Source organism: Fenollaria sporofastidiosus (assembly GCF_943169635.2).
Taxonomy (GTDB): Bacteria; Bacillota; Clostridia; order Tissierellales; family Peptoniphilaceae; genus Fenollaria; species Fenollaria sporofastidiosus.
This window is the reverse complement of the sequence record NZ_OW968186.1, coordinates 921,500-945,832: the sequence shown is the minus strand read 5'-3', so window position 1 is coordinate 945,832 and position 24,333 is coordinate 921,500. Positions and strand designations below refer to the sequence as shown.

Sequence of the window (24,333 nt, the reverse complement as noted above, 5' to 3'; positions counted from 1 at the left end):
TCTGTTATATGCTTACATTAACCCTTAAGTTAGCTGTGATTTGTGGATATAATCTTAAAACAACAGTATATACACCTGCTTGTTTAATGTTTTCCTTCATCTCTATCTTTCTTTTGTCTATTTCAAGACCGAAGTCATCAAGCAAAGCCTTTTGTATGTCTTGCGATGTGATTGCACCGAATAGCTTGCCACTTGCACCGCCTTCAGCCTTCATCTTTAAAACTTTCTTTTCTATGTCAGCTTTGATAATGTTTGCTTCCTTTGTTTCTTTTTCTATCCTAGCTTTAAGTTCAGCTTGTTCTTCCTTCCACTTCTTTACGTTCTCTTCTGTTGCTTCTAAAGCAAGCTTTTTTGGGAACAAGAAATTTCTTGCATAACCGTCCTTGCTATTAACCATCTCGCCCTTCTTGCCTAGGCCTTTAACATCTTCTATAAGAATAACTTTCATTATTTAACACCTTCTTCTTTCTTTGATTCTTTCTTTGATTCTTTCTTTGATTCTTTTTCTTCATCTTTATATTCTTTAATCTTTCTCTTTAGCTCTTCAACAGCTAAGTCAACAGACAAGTCTATCCTAGTTGCTGCTTGGTTCAAGTGACCTCCACCGCCAAGCTTTTCCATAATTAGCTGAACACTAATCTCTCCAAGTGATCTTGCTGACACGTGTGTTTCGTTGTTAGATATCTTGACAGCAACGAAGGATGCCTTCATTCCGTTGATGCTTAGCATCTCATCAGCAGCTTGTGCCGCAATAAGTATGGAGTTATCCACCTTGTCTTCAAGTATACCTATGACAGTGTCGTTCATATATATCTCAGAGTGTCTAACTATGTCCGCTCTGTTTTTAATAACTTCGTAATCTTCTTTGAAGTACTTCTTAACAACTTCAGGGTCAGCACCAAATCTTCTAAGCATAGATGCCGCTTCGAATGTTCTTACACCAGTTTGCACAGTGAAGTTCTTAGTGTCAACAGTTATACCGGCAAGCAATGCTTCCGCTTCGAACTTGCTAAGCACTACATTGTCGGTCATATATGTGAACAATTCTGTTACAAGCTCTGCAGTCGATGATGCATATGGCTCTAAGAAGACTAGCTCAGTCGACTCTATAAACTCCCCACTTCTTCTGTGGTGGTCAATTACAACTCTGTCATTGATCTTATCAACCAAGTCCGGTGCCTCTGAGATGGACTTCTTATGATGGTCGACAACTATAAGCAAAGTCTTGCTATCGATTAGAGAGTTAAGTTCGTCCTCACTCTTCACTACACCCTTTAGACTCTCTTCTTCTTTAAGTCTTGCCATGATGTTTCTTATACTCATATTAACAGAGTTAAGCGCGATGTAGGCAGTCTTTTTTCTCATCCTAACAAGCTTCACTACACCTATAGCCGAGCCTATAGCGTCCATGTCAGCATTCTTGTGTGGCATGATAACAACGTTAGATGCATCGTCAATTAAGGACCTTAGTGCGCCCCCAACGACTCTTGCCTTAACCTTTGTTGTCTTCTCAACAGCCTTTGACTTGCCGCCAAAGTACTCGTAGTTGTGGCCCTTTCTAAGAACAGCTTGGTCACCGCCTCTACCTAAGGCTATGTCCATAGTGCTCCTTGCAATCTCGTACTGCTTAAGTGGTGTCTCGCCATCAAGAGTCGCAGCGATGGATAGTGTTAGTGGTATGATGCTTTGCACCTTAAGATCACGAACTCTATCTAGTATATCAAACTTCTTTTGTATCATCTTTTGCAAGTTTTCGTTATTAGCAATGATTAAAAATCTATCGTCATCATACTTTCTTACACTTGCTTCGAACGCGTTGAAGTAGTTAATAATTTCTGTTTCAACATTACCTGCTATAGTCGCTTTAACACCATCTTCAACACTGCTTTTAACCTCGTCAAGGTTGTCTATATATACAAGTATGGTAGCCATCTTTTCCTTCTCTATGCTATCCTTTGCTTCTTTAAGGTCAGTTCTGTCTATCCAGTAAAGAAGAAGCATTTCTCTTTCCTTGCTGTCTTTCGCCTTAACCTTGTTTACATAGACTTGATAGTACTTATCCCTGTATAATATCTTTAGTGGATCATCTCCTGCACTTATTATCTCGTTAAGATTAAGAGATGATATCGCATCAAGTATATTGTTTTCAGGCTCATCTTCAATCTCAAGCATCTTTATAAACTTGCTGTTATACCAGTTAATCTCCCCATCTTGATTAATTATAACCATAGGAAATGGCATCTTAAATACAGCTTGCTTTGTCAATGAGTCGATGGTCTCTTCGATGTTCTCATAATTTCTTTGTCTAAGCGTTGTTTGATCTTCAAAGTTTTGTAAGAAGCTAAGATGCATTGATACAAAGACAACAAGCGCTATAAAGCCAATGATGATATTTAGTATCATTAGTAACATGACTAAGACAAGCTCAAAAATTACTTCTATTAAGTTTTCTTTTATATATGCTTCAATTTTTTTAAGCATTTTATGCACCCCTTATCTTTGTAGCTCCGTCTATAAAGCCAAATATAATATTTACAAAAAACATAAATCCTAAAAAGATTATTGAAAATGCAAAGTAAAAATTTGCCACCATCTTCTTTTTATAGCGTATCTTTAAGACGAACATTGTAAATGACAAACCTTGAATTGCAAGAGTGATAAATATCATAAAGGATATATTGTCTACAATAAGCTGATTAAGTCCTAAGTCCGTCATCATAAAAACTAATAATATAGCAAGCATAGAATAAAATGCCGACTTATTTAGCTTTAGAGCCTCTATGAATGGTTCGCTCAAGTTGATGTCGCCCCTTTTTCTAACTATATAATGCGGTAGCTTTAGTGCTATGAAAGATACTACAAAAGAAAGGAAGAACACCATACTCGCTAGGTAGCGTTTAAACTCTTGGTAAGCTAGTGTTACCATATCTTTATCGAAAACAAACTCGCCTTCTAAAGACTTGATCATCTCTACCTGCCTGTCAATGCTCGCGTTAAAGATTTCCACAAAGTTTATATCAAAAAACTCCCTTAGCAGCGCAAGATAAGCTATGATAGAAACGACAAAAGTAAAAGTCATAACGATGACTAGCTTGTCCCCTCTAAGTTTTCTTTTTATTAAAGTCACAGCCACAAGCAAGAAAGGTATGCCAAGCATGGCCTTCTCAATTATAAACGTAGGCTCTAGAAATATTGCCAATATACCAAGAGACGCTACATATAAGTAAAGCGAGCTGTAATCTTTGTTTGCAATTGAGTTAATTAAGTAAGCACCAAGCACGAACGGCATTGCGAAAATGCCCAAGTACCTAGTTACAAGCATAGTTAGTGTCAATGCCACAAACGTTATAGCTATCTCAAGATTTTTATTTTCTATTTGCATTATCTTTCCTTATAAGTATCGAGATGCTTCATTATCTTTGCATACATCTCTTCATCTATATATACCTTGCCATCTACTTCTTTATTTCTTAAGTAGTCAGCAATAAATTTTATATCAAGTATCGAATAAACCTTAACACCATAATCATCTTCAAGCTCATGTATAGCAGACTTATCGCCAGTACCTCTCTCCATCCTATTAACAGAGATGATTAGAGCCTTAACTTTTGCGTCATAGTGCTTAAGTATGTCGATGGACTCCCTAACAGCAGTTCCTGCAGTGATTACGTCCTCAATGATGACTACATCCGAGTCAGCATTTGGAGTCTCTCCAACGAAAATACCTTTTTCACCGTGGTCCTTGGCCTCTTTTCTGTTAAATGAGTAGCCGATCTCTATGCCATAGTTCTTGTAAAGACTTACAGCGCAAGAAACAACAAGAGGTATACCCTTGTATGCAGGTCCAAATAGTAAAGGCTTATCTAGTTTAATATTGTCCATGTAAGCCTTGGCATAAAAGTCGCCAAGCTTGGCTATCTCCTCAGAGTTATTGAAAAATCCAGTGTTAATAAAGTATGGACTCATCCTTCCAGACTTAGTCTTGAACTCGCCAAACTTTAAAACATCCGATTTAAGCATTAAATGTATAAAATCTTCTTTGTATGACATTATCCTATGTTCACATCCTTAATTAAAATATATTTTGGTCCATAGTAATTATCTATATGAATCATCTCTTTAGAAAAATACATATCTAATCCTTTTTCCATGATATTAGCAGAAAAAGCACCGTTGTTAATAATCTTTGTTTCTTTACCGTCAAAGTACTTAGCAAGCCTAAACTCGCCGCCAAATATACCGATGGATGCATCTGCTTGGAAGCTTGAGAAACTCTTTATCTCAAGGTGTCTAGTCTTTCTCATCTCATCAATTGAGATAGATCCAGGAGCTACTTCGATATTTACTAAATTACCTGTAGCCTCAATGCCCATGTATGACGCAAATCTTTGACCAGCTGATAAATTTATCATCTTGCCGTCCTTAAATATTTGTGTTTCTTTTAGCTTAACACCGTCGCTATCATACTTGCTATTGTGCACAGAGCCTTCAATCTCAGGCTTTAAAGTTATATTTACAAGATCACCCTTAGCACCTTTATGAGCCTCTTCATTTAATTTTAATTTATTTAGCTTCATATAATGAGTAGAGCCACTTGCTTGATAATCATAAAAGTTAAAGAAGGCTGGAACATCTAGACCGGTGATGATAACATCAACCGCTTCTATAGGTTCAGCTGGCTTTGACATAGCTCTGTCCTCTGCCTCTTTAAGCTCTTCATATATATTCTCTTCAAATTCTTTTTCATTTAGCTTTGAAAACGTAAACATTCTATAAACTTCGATTGAGCCTGCTTCACCAACAGCATCAGCAATTGATTCAACGATTATCTCGCTCTTTTTAGACTTGCAGTCGCAGCCCTTTGAGTTTACGAGATTTTCCTCAATATTATTAACAAAGATTTCGCATGAGTTAATCTTAGATTTTGTTCCATAGTCCTTGTAAACTATGTCCTTTACCTTTTTTATAGTCTCAAGCTCATCTATATATGCTTTTTCATCTACTAATTCAGTTCCTTCAGCTAAAGGAAAGTACTTGTTCTTAATAAACTTTGCTCTTTCATACGCAAGAGACACTTTTCTTGAAATTTCTTCTTCACTATCCAATGGAGCTGTGTTAAATAAAGAGTCGCCTCTAAATTTTTTGTCACCCTCCTCAGTGTCAGCATATATAGTCACGTTCACGTCATCAGTCTCAACGCTTCTGTCCATATCTACCTGATCTCTTATTAAGAAAAGCTCCTTGCTGGATGTTTTCTTTCTAATTAACTTAAAATCAGAGATTTCTTTATTTTCTTTTATTATATCAATAATATGTTTAATTCTATCCATTAGCTTAATCTCCCCTTAAATTTTAAGTAGCTGCCACCAGTAGAAGTCTTGACCCATTCCTTATAACCTTTGCCGCAGTAACCAGCGCCATTCATTTCGATTTCGCCAGAAACCATGGATATAGACTCAAGCACATCAGGCACATAGCCTGTTAGTGTTGCTGGGCTAAATACTTTTCCGGTTAATTTACCGTCCTTTATCTCTCTCGCCTTCATTGCAGTGCATTGAATACCCCAGTTCTTAGGGTCTTCCATGCCATTGTTCATGCCGTCAAGTAAAAATCCGTAGTCAATCGACTTAATCATGTCATCAACGCTGTCATTGCCACCTTCAAAGAAAGTATTTGTCATTCTTGTATAAGCCTTTCTTCTAAAAGATTCTCTCTTACCATTGCCAGTTGGCTTAACGCCTAAAGACATTGCAGATAGTTTATCAGCCATACCTCTTCTAAGTATACCATTTTCAATAATTACAGTGTCAGACGCTAAAGTGCCTTCGTCGTCAAAGCTGTAGCTTGAGCATTCGTCAATAGCTGTGCCGCCGTCATGCATTGTAGTTATGTCGCTTGCCACTCTTTTATTGACATAATCCTTTGCCAATGCTCTGTCTTTAACAAACATATCCATCTCTACTCCGTGACCAAAAGCTTCGTGAGCAAGTAGGCCGCTAATGTCTGGCGCACTAATCAAATCATAGTAACCAGGTTTAACAAGTTCTGAGCCAAGAAGTTCGATCGCATTATGAACAACTTCTTTATAAATATTATCAAGCTCCTTAAGTACTTCCAAGCCGCCTAGTCTACTTACACCCTTGTAATCATATCTGAAGTCATCATCCTTTTGAACGTCAGCCTCAGCCATGACGCTAGTAAAGGTATATGCTTGATTTAAACACATCTTTTTAGAAACAAAAAGCTTTCTAACTTCAGTTTCTATGTACATGGCTCTCGCAGAAACAACAAGATCAGACTCTTTAAGCATCTTATCCTTTATGTCTGTTAAATAATTTATCTTCTCTTGAACACTCATCTCATCAAGAGAAATCTCTAAATCAGATGAAAAATCCTTTACAAATTCTTCCTCATCAATTAAAGAATATTTTCTCATAGAGAAATTATTCTTCTTATAAAATCTGTAATTTTCAGTAATTTCTTTTTTTATCATCTCGTAAAGTTCTTCTGGGCTTTGAAGCTTATCAAAAGATACTTCACCATAATAATCATTATTAAATACACGCGCAACAAAGCCTCTCTCGCTGTCCATGCCTTCGCCTACACGTGTTATACTTTTTGATACCATATAATTAGTAGAGTCAGTATCAGTAGCAAGTATCGATACATAAGCAAAGTCCTCGCTAAGCAGGTCAACCGTCTTTGCAAGGCATTCCTTTGCATCTATTAAGAATTGTGATAATTTATTTTTCATCAGTCTTCTTTTCCTTTCTTTCAGGCTTACTTGTAGATAAGCCCACAATTAAAAGTAAGTCGACAAGTAACAAAGCATATACAGTGTACTCTTGTATAGGCTTGTAAAATAAATTAGCAACAGTAAATGCTATCAAAATAATAAAAGCTGCTTTAATTAAATATTTTCCGTTCATACTTACACCTCTTAAACATTATATCACATATGAAACTTAATTATCAATAAGAAATATTCATAAAAAGTAAGCGAGTTTAAGTATAATTTCTAGAGCATTTTGGTGAATAGATATAACGCTTTGTATATAGAGAGAAGCTTGCTAATATATATGAAAGCTACTTATATATGAGAGGCTCCATACTATAAAGTAGACTCACATATGTATAGTACGCTTGCTTATATATAGTTGACTTACTTATACATAGCAAGCTCCTAAGTACATGCCTCGCTAATAATACTTTTACTGTGAGCATAAAAAAAGAACATCCTAAAGTGTTCTAAATGAAAATTCTTATTTACTTATCCTCTCTAATATTTGTGTTTTACTTCTTAAAATTTGGTCTTGAGAAGCTGTCCTCCCACATGTTGCCGACTATCTTGATTGAGCCGGTGTTATATGCATCAATCGTAAAACCGTTTCTTATATATGTTCTGTTAATTGAGTATATGTCATACATAGTTCCAGATGGATAGTCCAAGTGAACATAGTGTAGAGGTGCTTGCTTGTATGCTGGTATCAAATTAGGTTCCCCTTTAGTTACCCAATAAGCATGGTAATATTTATTTGGATCACTTTGCGATTCGAATTGAGTCTCCATGTTTATAGCCTTGCCTCTATAAATGATTTTTTCTCCACTTACACTTGAATCCTTTGTATATGGTCTTATTCTCAATAGGCTTGAATCATCTTTAGTCTTTGATACAAATTTAGATATAGCATTTTTATTAAAATCACTCTTAATTTTATTTGCTTTTATTCTTTCTTCAATGTATCTTGAATCCTTTGAAGATGATCTCTCTGGTGCGTTCTTTGCACTATTATATTTAACATTTGGATCAAAATATTCTGTTTGTGATTTAATGTTTCCAGTTAATTTAAGTGCTACGTTTTTATTTGGTCTTATTACGTCAGACTCATTTTTGAATTGTGGTTCATCATAGTCAGTAACTATCTTCCACTTGTCTCCGCTGTATTTGAAACCATAACCAGATTTCATTTTTTGAGTGTCTTTGCTGTTTGGTACTGGTGTTAATTTTGCCTTGTCTGTTAATCTCTTAGCAGATGCGTGATACTCATTACCTACGCCTATTCTGTATCTCCATTTTACACGAGGTGCGTATACTGGTGGTATTTCACCTGCTTTATGTGATGATTGAGTTTCGCCATCATTCCATTCTTGCTTTTGATTATCATCTTCTAAGTAGCAACAAGTATAATAACAAGTTGTTTCATATGTTTCATAATCATCAACGTATTCTTGTCTCCACTCACTCCAATGTTGAGTTCCAGTTTTTCTCCTCTTGGTACATCTATATGGTTCACAATCGTAAGTACTTACCTTTTCTCTACCATATATTTCTCTTACCTGTTTGTGTTGATATCTAATATGTTCAGTTATATCATACTTAGGGTCTACTAGTAATTTATATCTCATTCCACATTCAATATTAGTTGAGTATAAATCTTTCCACACTTTTCCATCTAAGTATCTATGTGTTACTTTAGGGTTAGGAGCATTATTATAAATATTGATATTACTTCCATTGTATTTCTTAACTACAGTATCATTTATTGCTTCTTTCTTCCTTACATATTCTATTGAATCAGGTAAAAAGCTGTTTGGTCTATATTCTCTGTCCTCCCATGAGTCTAATTCTACTGTATAATATTTATTATCTCTTGTTTTAATTGGTAATCCTGATGAAATTACACCCTCTTGGAATGGATTCCAAAATCTATCTTCTGATTGATATTTACTTGTCCATAATTCTTCATTGAACTGTGTTACCAATGATGGTACTTTATCTTGCATATTATTTTGATTTGCTTTTATTGTTCCTGAATATTTTTTAAGCGTTTCTGCAGTTTCAAAATTAATTTGGTTCTTGTCTTTACTAGAACACCAATCCTCATCTTTTATCATTGGCTGTGTTGGTTTAGGGTCTCTAGTTGTATATGATGATATTGGATCGTCTCTTGTGTATGCTTTACATGCTCCTTTTGCTGGAGTGAAGGTACCATTGTGACAAGTTCTTGGTGATGGGTCTGGCATTGAAGCAAATCTTTCACATAGGTCCCATCCTGGGTCGCCTTTACATACCTTTGTTGGTGGTCTTTGGATTTTCATAACTTGAGTAATTTGTCTTGTGTTTCTTTGGTTCTGTCCTTCTTTTCTAAGTTGAGCAGGTGTTCTTGTATTGTATTCTTTTATAAAATTATCATATGCTTTTGTTCCTGGTTTTAATGTTGTACATTTAGCCGCAGCTTCCTCTGCGGACAAATTTTCATATTCTTTAGCGTCAGCAACGCTATCATTTATTTGTGATTTCTCAGTTTCTCCACCCTTTGTTGCGATTCCTCTTGATATTACTTTGTTGTTCACTACTTTAGATTCTTGTGTATATTGCTCTTTTGGAACATTTGGATACTCTACATCATGATGATGAGTATTACTGTTTCTTTTATCATATACTGCATCTAAGTCTGTTTGTGTTGTGCTCATATCAAGATTTTTATCTGTTACATCAAAAGTTGTTTCAACAATAGGTTCTCCATTAGCATCAAATCCAACAACTTCAGCCACTCCTTTTCCAAGTTCTGACTTTCCAGGTGCTTTATCATGCAATTTTGGAGGTTCGTGTTGAAATTGATAGTTAACACGAGATTCAACTACGTCTCCTGGAATTTCAATACAATCTTCTGCTTTTACTATACTTATTGTACTAAAAAACAGCATCGTGAAAACCACGAATGCCATTATATATCTCTTCATATTAAATTCACTCCTTTTTTATTTTGCTAGTTTTGTATTTCTAAAATCTCCTAATATAAAACAATTAGCATCATAATGCTTGTTATTATTTATATATTCCATAAAGTTTAAATTTGGTATATCTGCTACATAATATGAGTAGTATTTAAATATTACTTTATCTATTACAAAATTACCATTCTTTTTTATATATTCTTTTACATCCGAAGAAGTATTTAAAACTGCACCTTCCGTTGTTATATAAAAACTTGGAAAACTAGACCATACTATAAAAGGAGTTTCTCCAGGATGCTTTATTAACCCTATCGGTGTTACATCTATAAGTCCAGTTGCATCATATACTTTTGGCTTATTATTAAAAGCAAAATCAATTAAATCAGTTCCCCAATAACCAGATTTTTCTCTGTTAAAATCTTTACATTGTCTTTTAAATTCTTCCTTAGGTATTTCTCTTACATTATCACCAGTAAAATATTTTATAAACTTAGTTATGTTTAAAAGAAGACTAGATTCTGGATTTCCACTCTTTATATCATTAACAACTTCGCTGTATGATGAATCGTAGAAAGAATGTCCTTTTGTTATTATTGCAGTACCTACTCTTGGATCATTTTTGTTTGGTTTAAATATATTAAATGTGGATGGTCTTTTAGCGATAGTATCTACCTTTTTAAATGGAATGCCTGTAGTATATTCAAGCACAGTGCCTTTAAAGAAAGTAGTAGAACCATTTGGATTTTGAGTTAAATCTTCTGGTTTTAAATTAACTGTGTATCCACTATTAAAATCTACTGTTACACCATCTTGACCTATAGTGTGCATAGGTAGCTCCTCTGGTTTTGGTATTCTTTGTCCACTTGCTGTTACCCATGCTAGGTTTTTGTTTTGTGTAGGTGTTTGTGTTGTTGGTCTTGTTGGTTGAGCTGTTGCTGTTGTTACCCCTTTGCCTGCGCCTGGTGTTAGGACTACTTCCTTTGCTTTATTGTCCCAATCAACTTTGAAGCCTAATGTCTCTGCTATGTTTCTTATAGGTAAGAATGTTTTTGATATTGCTGGGTCTATTTGTGCTGGCACGTCTATGGTTACTGCTTTGCCATCTGCCCACATAAGCGGCTTGCCTACTGGGTATGATATTGTCTTGCCAGCATATGTTATGTCGACTATGTGGTTAGTGCCGTCCCACTCAACTTTTGCTCCTTCGATTGCGTTTACAAGGTCTCTTACTCCTACGCATGTTCTTCCATTAACTACTCTTAAACCATCTGTCATCTTTTGATCGACTCTGACTTTTTCTCCGTCTTTAATGATGAATAGTTTTACTTCGCCTTGGAAGTGTTTTACTTCTTGCTTAATTGGTGCTACCTTGTTAAATTCTTTGATTGCTTCATCTGGTGCTGCAAGTGCTGCTGTGCTTAAAATTTGTGTTGCGATAATTGTACTTAATATTGCTTTTTTGACTTTCATTATAAACTCTCCTTTATTTAGATAATTTTTGTTTTACTTTATCTTAATTATACAATATGCTTATAAATATTTCTAGTTTTATTTAAAATTATATTTTGTTCTATCATTTCCAAACATGTTCATATTTTTAAATATGAACATAGTTTATTTTGTTTTTGTGTATAGTTTTATGAAGTGCTATATTTTGTCTAATGTTTTTGGGGTGTAATTGAAGAATTTTTTAAAATGCAAGAAAAAGCATTGTTTTTTGTTTAAATTTTTGTTTTTACTATGAATTTGATCTTTCTATATATTTTTTATCATACATGATATGTTTTTACTGTGAACATAAAAAATAAGCTTGCATATCTGCAAGCTTATCAATTACATTTTACTATTAATTAAGTTTTTCGATTAACTTACCCATCAACCAAAGTACATCTGAGTGCCACTTCTTATGACGTGGTGGGCAATATATTTTTGCTATTGTTTGTAATGTTTTTCCTTTGTATGTGCTCTTTGTGATCATCTCTCCAAAGTAAAGTATGTTTTCTTTTGCTGAGGAGAATTTTAAGTAGCCGTTTGAACCTTTCATACCGTAGAAGTTGTTTGTGTTTGCTTGTCTACCGTCCCAACCTGCCTCTGCGATTGAAACAGCGATGGCAAATATGCCGTTGACTCCATATGTGTCTTCTAGTGCTTTGAAGCTTTCGCCTTGACCAGCTAAGCCTGTCTTTTCTAGAACTTTATTAAACTCTTCTACACTTAAGTTTGTTTTTTCATATACATTATATGTAAGATTCTTCTCTTCTTCCATAACTAAAACTAGCTCGTTTAAGTCATCGATTACGTCATCATTTCTGTTGATCATGTCATCTTCACTGTAGTTAACAACAATATCTATATCTTCTTGATTATTGTCTTGGTTTTTGTCATCTTCCCTTTGCGCCATAGTGCCAGTACTATTTAAAAAATATCCACAAAGAAAAACAAACAATAGTAAAAATGTAATTATAATTTTTTTCCTATTCATTTTGTCCCTCCTAATTAACAAGTCCTATTGTAACAAAATTTATTATGAATGTCTAGTTAAAGTTTTTTAATTAAATTATGACGCAAATGTTACAATTTGTTACGAACTTTTCATATTATTTTCTGACAATTTAGGCAAAGAGTATTGAATTTTCTACATTTACATTATATAATATGAAAAGAGATATTTCGCACTAATATCATTTTTTTATGATTAAAATTGTTTCAAAAAAATGAAATTATATAATTTTGTTTCATAAAAATGATTTCGAAATAAATGGGAGTGTAATATGAAAGACAATTTTGTATATAGAAAAAAAACTAGAAAGAGAAGAAAATTTATCTCAGGAGCAATTTTTATTCTTATCTTAATAGGCATAATTTATTTTTTACATAATAGATATAATTTAAATAAAGACAAAGAAAATATTAATGTAGATGAAATTTTTGATGGAATTAAGCAAACGAACATTGTTAATGATTTGATTGACAAAGAGATCTATAACTATAATTTTGATATAAGAGAAAAGGAGCTTCTTGCATACAGAAAGAAGATTCAAGAGGAAGAGCTCGCAAAACTTCCTAAGGAAGGTGGAGAAATTAAAGCTGATGACTTTAAAAAGATTAAGGTATCTAAGTCATCTGTAAACACTGTTCCTATATCCGTTTACAAGGATTACTTTAAGGACGACCTCTTCATTGGTGACTCAATCACTGAGGAGCTTAAGTACTACAAGTTCTTGTTTGATGACAATGTTTTTTCTAAGATTGGTCTAAATACGGATACTCTTAGAAAGCTTCTTCCCAATGAAAACTTCAATATAGTTCCTAAGAACATTTACTTGATGATGGGATTAAATGACTCTGTCTTTGTTAAGAGTGAAGAAAAGTTTAAACAAAGGTATGAGGCTATGCTTAGTGCTCTACAAGAAAAATTTCCAAACTCTAATATATACTTACAAGGTATATTCCCTGTAAGCAAGGCTTTGGATACCAAGGAAGACGCAAGGGTTAATAATATGAAGATAAACTCATTTAACAAGGTTGTTAAGTCTATCGCTAGTGAGCGAGGTCTGACTTACTTGGACTTCTCTTACCTATTGGATGAGAACCAAGACTACTTTGAACCAGACGGCATGCATCTAAAGAGCAGCTTCCACAAGGTATGGTTAAATGAAGTTAAAAATATACACAATTAAAGGTAGGTTGATTATGAAAAAGTTATTGCTATTTGTAAGTGTTGCAATTTTAGTTTTTATGGTGGGATGCTCAAGTAAAGATGTAAGCCTTGACAGCATTAAGGACAAGCTTAAGGAGACTATTGACTTCTCAAACTTTTCAAAGGAAGAAGAAGGTTCTTATTTAAAGGATACTTTTGACTTTGATACTGATAAGGTTGAAGCTTATGAGATGTATGGTCCTCAAACTAACCTTAATACTAATGCCGTTTTGCTACTAAGACTTAAAGATGCAAAGGATGCAAGTGAATTTAAAGATAAAATCGACGCATACAAAGAAAATCTTATAAAAATATACAAAGACTACGCTCCTGATCAAGCAAAGCTTGTTGAAGACAGTGTATATGAAGAACATGGCAAGACTATCGTACTCGTAATTTCTGATAAGTCGGACGAAGTTAAAAAGGCTTTAGCTTCGCTTTTTAAATAATGGTATTCTCATCACTTTTATTCTTATACGTATTCTTACCAATTGCATTATTTCTATACTATATATCGCCAGACAAGATAAAGAACTTCACGCTCTTTATACTCTCGCTCATATTTTATGCGTGGGGCGAGCCGATATATGTAGGGATAATGCTTTTTTCCAGTGTATTTGATTATTGCAACGGAAGACTATTAGATAAATTTAAAGTTGAATGGAAACGTAAAGCAGTCCTTATATTGAGTGTTATCGTCAATATTGGTCTGCTTTTTTTCTTTAAGTACTACAACTTTGTGATTGATAACTTAAACTATCTATTTAATCTAAACATCAGCGCAAGCACATTGAGTCTTCCTCTTGGTATATCCTTCTACACTTTCCAAACATTAAGCTATACCATAGATGTATATAGAGGCGAGGTTGAAGCATCGAAGAGCTTCTTCGACTACAGTGCATATGTTGCGATGTTCCCTCAGCTAGTTGCTGGACCTATAGTTAGGTACATCGATATCTTTAATCAATTGAAGAAGAGAGACTTCTCTGACAAGTCCGTCGCCTATGGTATCAAAAGATTTGTTTATGGCCTTGCGAAGAAGGTCTTGATTGCAAACAAGCTTGGCGAGCTATATAAATTAATACTTGCGAAAGAAATAATAACACTGCCTGCATCAATGGCGTGGCTTGGCATCATCGCTTTTACTCTTCAGATCTACTTTGACTTCAGTGGCTACTCCGACATGGCGATAGGCTTAGGACGCATGCTTGGCTTTGACTTCTTAGAAAACTTTAACTTCCCTTACATCTCAAAGTCGATAACTGAGTTTTGGAGACGTTGGCACATGAGTCTGTCCTTATGGTTTAGAAACTACGTCTATATACCTCTTGGTGGCAATAGAGTGAAGCTTGCTAGACAAATTTTTAACCTCTTCATCACTTGGTTCTTAACAGGTTTTTGGCATGGAGCGGACTTTAACTTCATACTATGGGGACTATACTACTTCACTCTCCTTGTAATAGAAAAATTTCTTATTGCTAAGGCTCTTGATAAGGCTCCAGGCTTCATAAGGCATATATATGCTCTAATATTCATAATTATAGGCTGGGTTATATTCGAATTTAAAGTATCTGATATAGGACCATTCTTAAAAGCGATGATTAACTTCAAAAACTTTGCTTCATCTGAGACTCTTTTCTACTTAAAAGAGTATGGCTTCTATATAATAGTAGGTACCGCTCTATCTTTCGGCGCTTGTAAGAAGCTTATAGACAAAGAGAGAAAGACTACTTACTTAGAAATCGCATTTTTATTCGCCTTGCTAATCATTGTAACTATGTCGCTAATTAGCGAGTCCTACAACCCATTCTTATACTTTAGATTTTAGGTGATGAGTATGAAAGATAAACTACTTAAAATTTTATTCTTCGTCTTTATATCTGCGGTCTTAATCGCAAACGTGATTAGTAAAGACAGAAGTTTTAGTCAAAATGAAAATAGAGTTTTAGAAGAGCTTCCGAAGTTCTCCTTCTTCTCGCTAAAAAGTGGTGACTTCACTAAGAAGTTTGAAAGCTACTTAAAGGATCAATTCATCTTCAAGGACGAACTTGTTGGCGCAAGGTCAAGGCTTGACTACGCTCTTGGCAAAAGAGAGTTCAACGGTGTCTATATAGGTACGGATAAAAACTATTACGAAAAATATATCTACGACGAGAAAAAAGTCGAAAAGTTTATAAAGTATCTAAACGAAGTCGATGTTAAGGATAAATACATTGCAATCAGTCCTGACAAAGGCGAGATATATAGAGATAAGCTTCCTAAGGGTGCTCTCTTTAGTGACGAAAGAATTGTTCTTGATAGATACAAAAATGAAATTAACGCTACTTACATTGACTTATATAGCCCACTTATGGCTCACAAGGACGAGTACATCTTCTACAAATCGGATCACCATTGGCGTGAAGGTGCCTACCTTGCCTACCAAGAGATAGCTAGCGCGATGGGCCTTGAAGAGATGAAAGATACCCACAAGGTTACTTGTGAAAACTTTAGAGGCTCGCTTGATTCGAAGTCTTCGTACTACAATAGCGCCGTGGATGAGATACTATTCTACCTTCCAAAGAACTATGAGGGTATCAAGGTCAAGGGCGACGGCAAGGACATAAAGGTTCTTGATAGAGACGAGTTCAAGAACAAGGATAAGTACAAGGCACTCTTTAGTGGTAACTATGGTCTTGTTGAGATAGAAGGAAATCCTTCATCTACTAAGAGCCTTCTTATTATAAAAGACTCTTTTGCTAATGCCGTAGCAAGTCTCTTTACAAACGAGTACAAAACTATATACATGATTGACAAGCGCTTCTTCAATCAAAAGATTAATGACTTTGTTCATGAGAAGAAGATTGATACGGCTCTAGTGCTTGGCAGCGTGAACGGACTTAATTAAAGCTTGAAAAATCGCACTTTATGTTGTATTATATACTTAGAGGTGAAACGATGAATAAGAGAAAAATATCATTATTCCTAACGCTAGTTTTATTAGTTTCTGTGCTAGCATCTTGCAAGCCAAAGTTAAGAATGAAGTTTACTTTCGACTACTTCGACAGCTTCGATACTTTGGTTAAGGCAACTGGCTACTTCTATACTAAGGACGAAGCTGATAAATTTGATAAAATGCTTTCTGAAAAATTAAAACACTACGACAACTTATTCGATTGTCACAAAGAGCATGAGGGCGTGAACAATGTCTACACCATCAACAAGATGGCTGGCAAGGAAAAGGTTAAAGTTGATAAGGCGCTTATAGATCTTATATCGCAATCAAAGACTCTTGGTCTTAAGTATGACTCGCGTGTCAATATTGCTTTTGGTGCTATAATCGAACTTTGGGAGAAGAGTATGAATGAAGCCTTCAATAATGAAGAGTTTAAGGCTGCTACTCCTAATATCGATGAACTTAAAGAGAGAGCTAAGTATGCGTCTTTAAACAATATCATCATAGATAAAGAAGAAAACACAGTTTATATAACAGATGAACGCACTAAGCTAAACTTAGGTTCTGTTGCTAAGGGTTATGCTGTTGAGCTTATATGTAACGAGCTAAAGAGTGAAGGCTTTGACTCAGTTGTTATAAGTGCCGGTGGCAATGTTAAGACCATAGGTCATCCTAACGGCGAGACTAATAAAAAGTGGACCATAGGTGTTGAGAACCCCTACTCTGCTTCAGAGATGAAAGATGGCGACTCAGGTATCTATGACATACTCTACACCATGGACAAGTCTATAGTTACTTCTGGCGACTACCAAAGATATTTCTACGGTCTTGACAATGTTAAGTACAATCACATCATAGATACAAGAACTCTATCGAGTGCAAGAAACTTTAGAGCGGTAACTGTTATTACCAAGGACTCAGGCATAGCTGACTTCCTATCTACTCTACTGTTCACTATGACATACGAAGAAGGTGTAGAGGCTTTGAAGGACTTCCCTGATACAGAAGCTTTATGGATAAACTTCGACAACACTGAGTTCTACACAGATGGCCTTAAGCACTACTCAAAGTCTTTAGGAGCAACGAAGTAAAATGCTTAAGAACACTATAAAAGCGGTGCTTTCATACATCCTAATCACAGTTTTATCTGTTTTTATGATGCTCTCACTGAAGAAACTCACTAGCCCCATCATACAAAGAGGCGTGATGATTATCTACTCACTGATAATACTGATCCTCTTCTACTTATCAGGCTACTTGGTAAATACGAGGTATAGGATGAGAAAGACTTTAAAGTCGTACAACTTAATCATTTTTATAGGCACGATAATATTTTTAATATCGCTAATACTAGCTAAGTTCTACATAAAGGCAGAACTATTCACAGAGAAATATTTTATATTTAATATGATAAATCAAGCCATGTACCTGGTTCTAAGGAGCTTTTTCATACCGGTAAACGCGATTACAGCATTCATTGTGTTTCTACTGACAAAGCTTCTTTACTCACTAGGTGTAAAGGGCAAATACAGATTAAGGAAGTGATAATATGGCAAAGACTATCGACGATAAATTTACGGACATACTTAAGGAGACAAACGAGAAGTTTAATGCACTTAGAGACAAAATCAACAATATACCTAAGATGTCAAGCACAGGAACAAGACTTATAAGCAAAGAAGAAAAAGAACTTATCGAGAATTCATTAAAAGAAGATAACAATTCAAACGAAGAAAATACTGAAGAAGAATAATTAATTTATTAAAGGAGTTAATATGATTATAGACGGTGAAGTAATTAAAATTGTATATAGAAATGATTTGAATGCTTACACTGTTATGCAAGTTAACTCTGATGGTGAGCTTATTACTTGTGTGGGTACTGCTCTGACTGTTAAGGAGCACGACTATGTTGAGCTTGAGGGCGAACTTGTCTTCCACGACAAGTATGGCGAGCAATTAAGCTTTACTAAGCTTAATTTTAAAGAAAGAGATACAATTGAATCTATTAGGAGCTACTTGATTAAAAGTGGCATTCCTAAAATTGGTGAAAAAAGAGCCGAAGAGATTATAGACCTCTTCGGCCTTGATTCTATTAAAGTAATTTTCAACGAAACAGATAAACTACTTCAAGTAAGAGGCATAGGTAAGAAGGCGCTTGAAGATATAAAAGAGTACATAAAGTCAAACAAAGAGCGTGAGGAGATCTTGCAAAAGCTTGCGAAGTATAACTTACCTACTGCTACTTTGTTAAAAATCTACAATATTTATAATGACGAGGCCATAAACATATTGAAGACAAATCCATACAGACTTATCTATGACAAGATAGGCATAGGCTTTAAGACTGCTGATAAGATTGCTCTTGAAGAAGGAGTCGATGCCAATGGTCTTGAGAGACTAAAGGCCGCCATCATCTACTTACTTAACATCTACCTTGCACAAGGCTCAACCTACATACCGAAGGACAGACTGTATGAGGAGCTAAAGTTTCTTATGACGATGGATGAAGATAAGTTCAATCTCGCCATCAAGGAGCTTGCAACAGGGGGCGTCATTGCTGTTAAGAAAGAGCGCGGCTCCATATACAATGTCTACCTTAGCATATACTACGAGAAAGAGATTGAGTGTGCAAAGAGGCTCTACGACATCAAGAACGCATCACAAGGTATTACTATCTTTGACTGTGAAGACCTAATTAATAAATATGAGGATGACAACGATATAGTATTCGATGCAAAGCAAAAGCTTGCTATCAAGAAAGCCTTTGTCAATAATATATCTATCATCACAGGTGGCCCTGGTACTGGCAAGACGTCCATCATTGAAGCAATCATAACTATACTTAAGAACTTTGATGTATCCTTCGCACTTGCTGCACCGACTGGCAAGGCAGCTAAGCGCATGGAAGAAAAAACTGGCGAGGCAGCTATGACTCTACATAGACTACTTAACATCGCCCCTATCGATGGAGCGGACTTCTTCGAAAGCTCTGAGGAAATCGAAGCGGACTTCATCATCGTGGATGAGGTATCTATGATGGACACCCTGCTCTTTAGCGAGCTCTTAGCAGCTATAGAGCCGGGTAAGACTCTCCTACTCTTAGGCGACAAGGATCAGCTGCCTAGTGTTGGCGCTGGCAATGTCTTAGAGGACTTAATCAAGTCTAAGCAGGTTGAAACAACTGAGCTAGACCATATATATAGGCAAAGCGAAAACAGTATGATAGCTATCAACTCGCAAGAGATACGCATGGGCAGGATGCCTGAAGTGAATAAGAAGAACAGCGACTTCTTCTTCATAAGCAAGGACTCGGATGATGACATACTTGATGAGATACTTGACCTTTTAAATGAAAGGCTTATAAACTACTTTGGCCTCGATCCATTCAAAGATGTGCAGATACTTACTCCAACTAAAAAAGGCAAGCTCGGTACAGTTAACCTTAACTACATGCTGCAAAACCTACTTAACTCTCGAGCCGATACTGAAACTGTCAGAGCTATGGGTAAGGAGTTTCGTGTTGGTGACAAGGTCATACAGATGAAAAACAACTACGATATAATTTCGCATGAGTATAAAAGTGGCAAGTATGAAGAAGTAAAGGGTGTCTTCAACGGTGACACAGGTATCATTACTAGCCTTGACAAAGATAGCGAGACCATTGACATAGACTTTGATGATGGCAAGAGTGCTACTTATGACTTTTCACTACTTGGCGAGCTATCGCTTAGCTACGCGCTTACAGTTCATAAGTCGCAAGGTAGTGAGTTCGACTGCGTCATCATGCCTATCACCTACGCAAATGAAAAACTCTTAACAAGAAACCTTCTCTACACAGCCATAACGAGGGCGAAAAAGCTTCTCATCTTAGTTGGAAGAGAAAAGTACTTAAAGCTTATGATTGATAACAACTTCATCATGCAGAGGTACACAAGCTTAGAGAAAAGAATTCGTGATCTAAAGAGGGTCTTCAAATGAAAAGCTGTCCATTTTGTAATGAAGAGCTCGATGCAAAGCTAGCTTACTGCTCTAGCTGCGGCTCTAACATTGATATAATACGCAAGGCATTCTTTATTGATGGCTTTGATGAGCTCTACTCCATAGTCTACTACAACGACTTTTTTAGAGAGCACCTCTTCAACTATAAGTTTGGAATACAAAAAAAATACATCTCTGCTTTCGCCTACCTTTACGAAGAAGAGATCAAAAATATTTTAAAAGACAACACTATTGACTACATTGCAAGCGTGCCTATGAACAAAGAAAAGCTTAGAAAGAAAGGCTTTGACCACATGGGTGAGGTTGTAAAAGTCATTGCTAAGGATATGGGTCTTAAACTATACACTTATGAGAAGCTGCAAGTACATGATATGCATAAGCTTAGCTACGCTGAAAGGTCTCACATGCAAGGAATATTTAAGAAAGGCACAGATGCGCATGGCAATGTGCTTATAATCGATGATATAATAACTACAGGAACGACTATGAAGGACTCGGCACGCGTTATGAAGGACGCAGGCTTCGCCAAGGTCTTCGGTCTCATACTGTGCTCAAGGAGGTAAATATGTTTAAATACGCAATAATTGGTGGAACGGCTCTTAAGACTATGAAGAGCATCGAAACAAAAAGGATAGAAAATGAATATGGCATTTGCGAGTACAATGTTCTTAATGAAGATACCATCTTCGTGCCAAGACATGGACTAAACTACTCTGTACCACCTACCTTTATAAACTACAGATGCAATGTCAAGGCGATGAAGGACTTAGGTGTGGAGTATGCCTACGCCATCAACTCAGTTGGCTCACTTAGAGAGGACATAGAACCCCTTAGTATAGTCATGGCGATTGACTTCTTAGACTTTACTAAGAAGAGAGACTACACTTTCTTCACTGGACTTGATAAGGGCGTGAAGTTTATATCGATGGACGAGCCATACTCACTTGAGATGAATAGATTATTTGAAGAAAAATACGATAGCAAACTTACTAGTGGTGTCCTTGTTACTACTGAAGGGCCAAAATTTGAGACTAAGATTGAAAATAAATTTTACAAGTCCATAGGTGGTGACGTCGTTGGCATGACTGGCTCACCTGAAGTTATACTAATGAACGAGCTAGGCATTAAGTATGCTTCACTAAACGTTGTTGGTAACTACGGCACAGGCGTTACTGATAAGCACGTTGAAATCACTAATGAACAAGAGGGTATTGCTCTTAAGGCAGCTAATCTTGTTCTTGAAATATTCAAAGCTGGTCTAGACTTTAATGATGGAGCGAAGTTCCTATGATGCCGGACATTGATACCTTCACTGAGTGGGTTGATCAGGCTTGCGAAAGACTACCTGAGGTCTTCTTTAGAGATCTAAACTTAGGTGTTGTTGTCTCAGAGGATTTAAAAATATCGCCCGAGGCAATCGATGATGACCTCTTCATCTTAGGTCAGTATGAAAAATCTGCCATGGGCAAGGCTATATACATCCACTACGGATCATTTATGAAGATGTATGGAGATTGTTCCGAAGAGATAATTAGGGACATGATATACCACGTTTTAAAACATGAGTTCACTCATCATATGGAAGGCCTCGCAAACTTTAGAGACCTTGAAGTAGAAGATGAGATTGAGCTTGCAAGATATAAGGAAATGAAAAGACATGATCATTAATAGCGATTGGGAAGAATTTTTACAAAGTGAATACACTAAGGACTACTTCATCAAGATGCGTGACGCACTGCGCATAGAGTACAAAGAGCACACTATATACCCTAAGTACTACGAGATATTTAAGGCGCTTGAGCTATCACCTTTGAAGGATACTAAGGTCTTTATCTTAGGTCAAGACCCCTACCATGAAGTAAATCAGGCCAATGGTCTTGCCTTCTCTGTTAATGATGGCGTTCTCTTGCCACCATCTTTAAGAAATATATACAAGGAGCTCTACGACGACCTCGGCATTGTTAATAGGACAGGCAGGCTAGACGCTTGGGCTAAGCAAGGAGTATTGCTACTTAACTCAACACTAACTGTGCGCAAAGGCTATGCAAACTCACATAAGGACATAGGCTGGCAAATATTTACCGACAAGATCATAGAGACCTTAAGCAAGAAGAAAGAAAACGTTGTCTATATACTGTGGGGCGCTTATGCAAGGAGCAAGATGAAGTACATTGACACAAAGAAGAACCTTGTAATCACATCTGCTCATCCGTCGCCACTGTCGGCATATAGAGGCTTCTTCGGATCAAGACCATTCTCAAAGACGAATGCCTACTTAAAAGCACACAATATTAAAGAGATAGATTGGAGAATACAATGAAGAAAATTTTGATAAGCTCTCAGCCATACTCAGATGGTGAGAGGCATTATGTACAAATCAATAGAAACTACGCTGAAGCTGTGCGCATGGCGGGTGCAATACCTTTCATTGCTCCATACACTGGCCTTATTGGTGTAACGGAGCTCGTAGATATTGCTGATGCTGTCATACTAACTGGCGGACACGACGTGAACCCACTTGTCTATGGCGAAGAATTGCAAAAAGGTATACTTGGTATATCGAATGAGAGGGATGCCTTCGACATAAAGCTTGTAGATGAAGCAATCAAGGCGAAGAAGCCAATACTTGGTATATGCAGAGGTATGCAGCTTATAAACGCATACTTAGGGGGAACGCTATACCAAGACATATACAAAGCAAATGTAGCTAAGCTTGAACACGTAAACTTCGATACTATTGGCAGTGGTGCACACTACATCACAATCAAAGAGCATAGCTTTTTACACAAGGCAACAGGCCTTAAGAAGATGCTTGTTAATACAGAGCATCATCAAGCCGTTAAGGATATAGCGGAAGGTTTCAAGGTAACTGCAAAGTCTTCCGACGGTATAGTTGAAGCGATGGAGGATGCTAGTAGAAATATATATCTAGTGCAGTTTCATCCAGAGGCTATGGCTGTGAATAACATAGGAGAAGCAATAAATATATTTAAGGAGTTTATAAAATTACAATGAAAAAGAAATTTGACAGATATGAATACTTTGGTGACAACGCAGAAATCGTTACTACACTAACAGCCATCGTCATAGGCTGCTTGCTATCTAGTTTTGCAATAAACTTTTTCTTCATACCAAACAAACTACTTGCAGGCGGCGTTGGTGGTATCTCAATCATCATAGAACTACTTACTGGACTACCAGCAGGTATCATGCTCTTCTTAATAAACCTACCGATATTTTTGTTCGGACTCAAAGAGCTTGACAAGAAGTTCCTAGTTTACGCTTTCATAACTACCTTCGTCTTATCCGCTACTATGGTACTGTTTAGACCAATGCAAAAGCTTAATACCTTTGATGACATACTAATCAGTGCCATCTTTGGTGGCGTGCTTAATGGTATAGGCATGGGCGTACTATTTAGACACGGCGCTTGCCAAGGCGGCCTTGACATAGTTGCCGCAGTGTGCAAGAAGCGCTACAACATTAACATAGGCAGCGCGCTTATGGCGATGAACGGTATCATCATAAGCTTAGCCAGCATTAAGTTCGGCGTCTTGAAGGGACTATACACAGTCTTATCGATGTTCGTTGCCTACCAAGTGCTTGACAAAGTGCAAACAGGCTTCGACGCAACAAAGAGTGTGCTCATCATCTCTAAGGAATACGAGAAGCTTTCCTTTGAACTTATGAACAGACTTGAGCGCGGCGCTACCATCATTGACTCATATGGCGCATGGTCAAAGAAGGACCTCAAGATTATATTTATGCTAGTAAGTCCTAGGGAGATAGTTGATGTTAAGAAGATAACAAACTCCATCGATAGAAACGCCTTCATCACTATACAAGACACAAACGAAGTAAGAGGTAGAGGCTTTAAAGGCGCAGACAATTTTTAATAAGAAAGCTTATATATAATAAAACCCAGTTCATATGAACTGGGTTTTTTTGCGTAAGATACC

General features: G+C 36.3%; 24 protein-coding genes. 14 read left to right on the top strand and 10 right to left on the bottom strand.

Translation table 11 applies throughout. The features are described from left to right. Positions 1-4: 4 nt before the first annotated feature. The 10 genes from rplI to KO172_RS04525 all read right to left on the bottom strand — a co-directional run bounded on the left by rplI (position 5) and on the right by KO172_RS04525 (position 12,220). Positions 5-448, bottom strand: a complete 444-nt coding sequence (rplI, locus tag KO172_RS04570) for a 50S ribosomal protein L9 (RefSeq protein ID WP_215492342.1) — start codon at positions 446-448, stop codon at positions 5-7. Continuing rightward, a complete protein-coding gene (locus tag KO172_RS04565) occupies positions 448-2,481 on the bottom strand; it encodes a DHH family phosphoesterase (RefSeq protein WP_215492341.1) in 2,034 nt (677 codons plus the stop codon). The genes rplI and KO172_RS04565 overlap by 1 nt, the downstream gene beginning before the upstream one ends. A gap of 1 nt (position 2,482) precedes the next feature. Next, positions 2,483-3,382 (bottom strand): DUF2232 domain-containing protein, encoded by a 900-nt coding sequence (locus KO172_RS04560; RefSeq protein WP_215492340.1) that lies wholly within the window; start codon positions 3,380-3,382, stop codon positions 2,483-2,485. After that, positions 3,382-4,050: an orotate phosphoribosyltransferase gene (pyrE, locus tag KO172_RS04555; RefSeq protein ID WP_215492339.1), complete on the bottom strand. Its 669-nt coding sequence runs from the start codon at positions 4,048-4,050 to the stop codon at positions 3,382-3,384. The genes KO172_RS04560 and pyrE overlap by 1 nt, the downstream gene beginning before the upstream one ends. After that, complete coding sequence (locus KO172_RS04550) at positions 4,050-5,330, bottom strand: metallopeptidase TldD-related protein (protein ID WP_215492338.1); 1,281 nt, start codon at positions 5,328-5,330, stop codon at positions 4,050-4,052. The genes pyrE and KO172_RS04550 overlap by 1 nt, the downstream gene beginning before the upstream one ends. Further along, positions 5,330-6,754 (bottom strand): TldD/PmbA family protein, encoded by a 1,425-nt coding sequence (locus KO172_RS04545; protein ID WP_215492337.1) that lies wholly within the window; start codon positions 6,752-6,754, stop codon positions 5,330-5,332. The genes KO172_RS04550 and KO172_RS04545 overlap by 1 nt, the downstream gene beginning before the upstream one ends. Continuing rightward, positions 6,744-6,929, bottom strand: coding sequence for a hypothetical protein (locus tag KO172_RS04540; RefSeq protein WP_215492336.1), 186 nt, complete (start codon positions 6,927-6,929; stop codon positions 6,744-6,746). The genes KO172_RS04545 and KO172_RS04540 overlap by 11 nt, the downstream gene beginning before the upstream one ends. 364 nt (positions 6,930-7,293) lie before the next feature. Further along, a complete protein-coding gene (locus tag KO172_RS04535; protein ID WP_215492335.1) occupies positions 7,294-9,744 on the bottom strand; it encodes a hypothetical protein in 2,451 nt (816 codons plus the stop codon). An 18-nt stretch (positions 9,745-9,762) separates the two neighbouring features. Continuing rightward, a complete protein-coding gene (locus KO172_RS04530; protein WP_215492334.1) occupies positions 9,763-11,208 on the bottom strand; it encodes a copper amine oxidase N-terminal domain-containing protein in 1,446 nt (481 codons plus the stop codon). Between the two features lie 376 nt (positions 11,209-11,584). Continuing rightward, complete coding sequence (locus tag KO172_RS04525; protein WP_215492333.1) at positions 11,585-12,220, bottom strand: glucosaminidase domain-containing protein; 636 nt, start codon at positions 12,218-12,220, stop codon at positions 11,585-11,587. A 289-nt stretch (positions 12,221-12,509) separates the two neighbouring features. On the opposite strand from KO172_RS04525, the gene KO172_RS04520 reads away from it, so the two are divergent. From KO172_RS04520 to KO172_RS04455, 14 genes are read left to right on the top strand one after another with little or no spacing between them, the layout of a single operon-like run. Beyond that, positions 12,510-13,418, top strand: coding sequence for a GDSL-type esterase/lipase family protein (locus tag KO172_RS04520; RefSeq protein ID WP_215492332.1), 909 nt, complete (start codon positions 12,510-12,512; stop codon positions 13,416-13,418). 13 nt (positions 13,419-13,431) lie between these two features. Next, positions 13,432-13,887 carry a DUF4358 domain-containing protein gene (locus tag KO172_RS04515; RefSeq protein ID WP_215492331.1) on the top strand — a complete coding sequence of 152 codons (456 nt, stop codon included), beginning with the start codon at positions 13,432-13,434 and terminating at the stop codon, positions 13,885-13,887. After that, positions 13,887-15,266 (top strand): MBOAT family O-acyltransferase, encoded by a 1,380-nt coding sequence (locus KO172_RS04510; protein ID WP_215492330.1) that lies wholly within the window; start codon positions 13,887-13,889, stop codon positions 15,264-15,266. Before KO172_RS04515 ends, KO172_RS04510 begins: the two co-directional genes overlap by 1 nt. A 9-nt stretch (positions 15,267-15,275) precedes the next feature. Beyond that, positions 15,276-16,325: a DHHW family protein gene (locus KO172_RS04505; protein ID WP_215492329.1), complete on the top strand. Its 1,050-nt coding sequence runs from the start codon at positions 15,276-15,278 to the stop codon at positions 16,323-16,325. A gap of 50 nt (positions 16,326-16,375) precedes the next feature. Beyond that, a complete protein-coding gene (locus KO172_RS04500) occupies positions 16,376-17,464 on the top strand; it encodes an FAD:protein FMN transferase (protein ID WP_215492328.1) in 1,089 nt (362 codons plus the stop codon). A 1-nt stretch (position 17,465) separates the two neighbouring features. Further along, complete coding sequence (locus tag KO172_RS04495) at positions 17,466-17,918, top strand: hypothetical protein (RefSeq protein ID WP_215492327.1); 453 nt, start codon at positions 17,466-17,468, stop codon at positions 17,916-17,918. A 4-nt stretch (positions 17,919-17,922) separates the two neighbouring features. Further along, positions 17,923-18,126 carry a hypothetical protein gene (locus tag KO172_RS04490; protein WP_215492326.1) on the top strand — a complete coding sequence of 68 codons (204 nt, stop codon included), beginning with the start codon at positions 17,923-17,925 and terminating at the stop codon, positions 18,124-18,126. Positions 18,127-18,148: 22 nt separating this feature from the next. Beyond that, positions 18,149-20,353, top strand: a complete 2,205-nt coding sequence (recD2, locus tag KO172_RS04485; protein WP_215492325.1) for an SF1B family DNA helicase RecD2 — start codon at positions 18,149-18,151, stop codon at positions 20,351-20,353. Continuing rightward, positions 20,350-20,937, top strand: coding sequence for a ComF family protein (locus KO172_RS04480; RefSeq protein WP_215492324.1), 588 nt, complete (start codon positions 20,350-20,352; stop codon positions 20,935-20,937). Before recD2 ends, KO172_RS04480 begins: the two co-directional genes overlap by 4 nt. 2 nt (positions 20,938-20,939) lie before the next feature. Next, on the top strand, positions 20,940-21,665 hold the full coding sequence (locus KO172_RS04475) for an MTAP family purine nucleoside phosphorylase (protein ID WP_215492323.1): 726 nt from the start codon (positions 20,940-20,942) through the stop codon (positions 21,663-21,665). Further along, on the top strand, positions 21,662-22,042 hold the full coding sequence (locus tag KO172_RS04470) for a metallopeptidase family protein (protein WP_215492322.1): 381 nt from the start codon (positions 21,662-21,664) through the stop codon (positions 22,040-22,042). The genes KO172_RS04475 and KO172_RS04470 overlap by 4 nt, the downstream gene beginning before the upstream one ends. Further along, complete coding sequence (locus KO172_RS04465; RefSeq protein ID WP_215492321.1) at positions 22,032-22,694, top strand: uracil-DNA glycosylase; 663 nt, start codon at positions 22,032-22,034, stop codon at positions 22,692-22,694. Before KO172_RS04470 ends, KO172_RS04465 begins: the two co-directional genes overlap by 11 nt. After that, the gene (locus KO172_RS04460) at positions 22,691-23,389 is read left to right on the top strand and encodes a gamma-glutamyl-gamma-aminobutyrate hydrolase family protein (RefSeq protein ID WP_215492320.1); all 699 of its coding nucleotides are present in this window, start codon (positions 22,691-22,693) and stop codon (positions 23,387-23,389) included. The genes KO172_RS04465 and KO172_RS04460 overlap by 4 nt, the downstream gene beginning before the upstream one ends. Next, entirely contained in the window at positions 23,386-24,270 is an 885-nt protein-coding gene (locus KO172_RS04455) for a YitT family protein (protein ID WP_215492319.1), read from the top strand. Before KO172_RS04460 ends, KO172_RS04455 begins: the two co-directional genes overlap by 4 nt. The last annotated feature ends 63 nt before the right edge of the window (positions 24,271-24,333 follow it).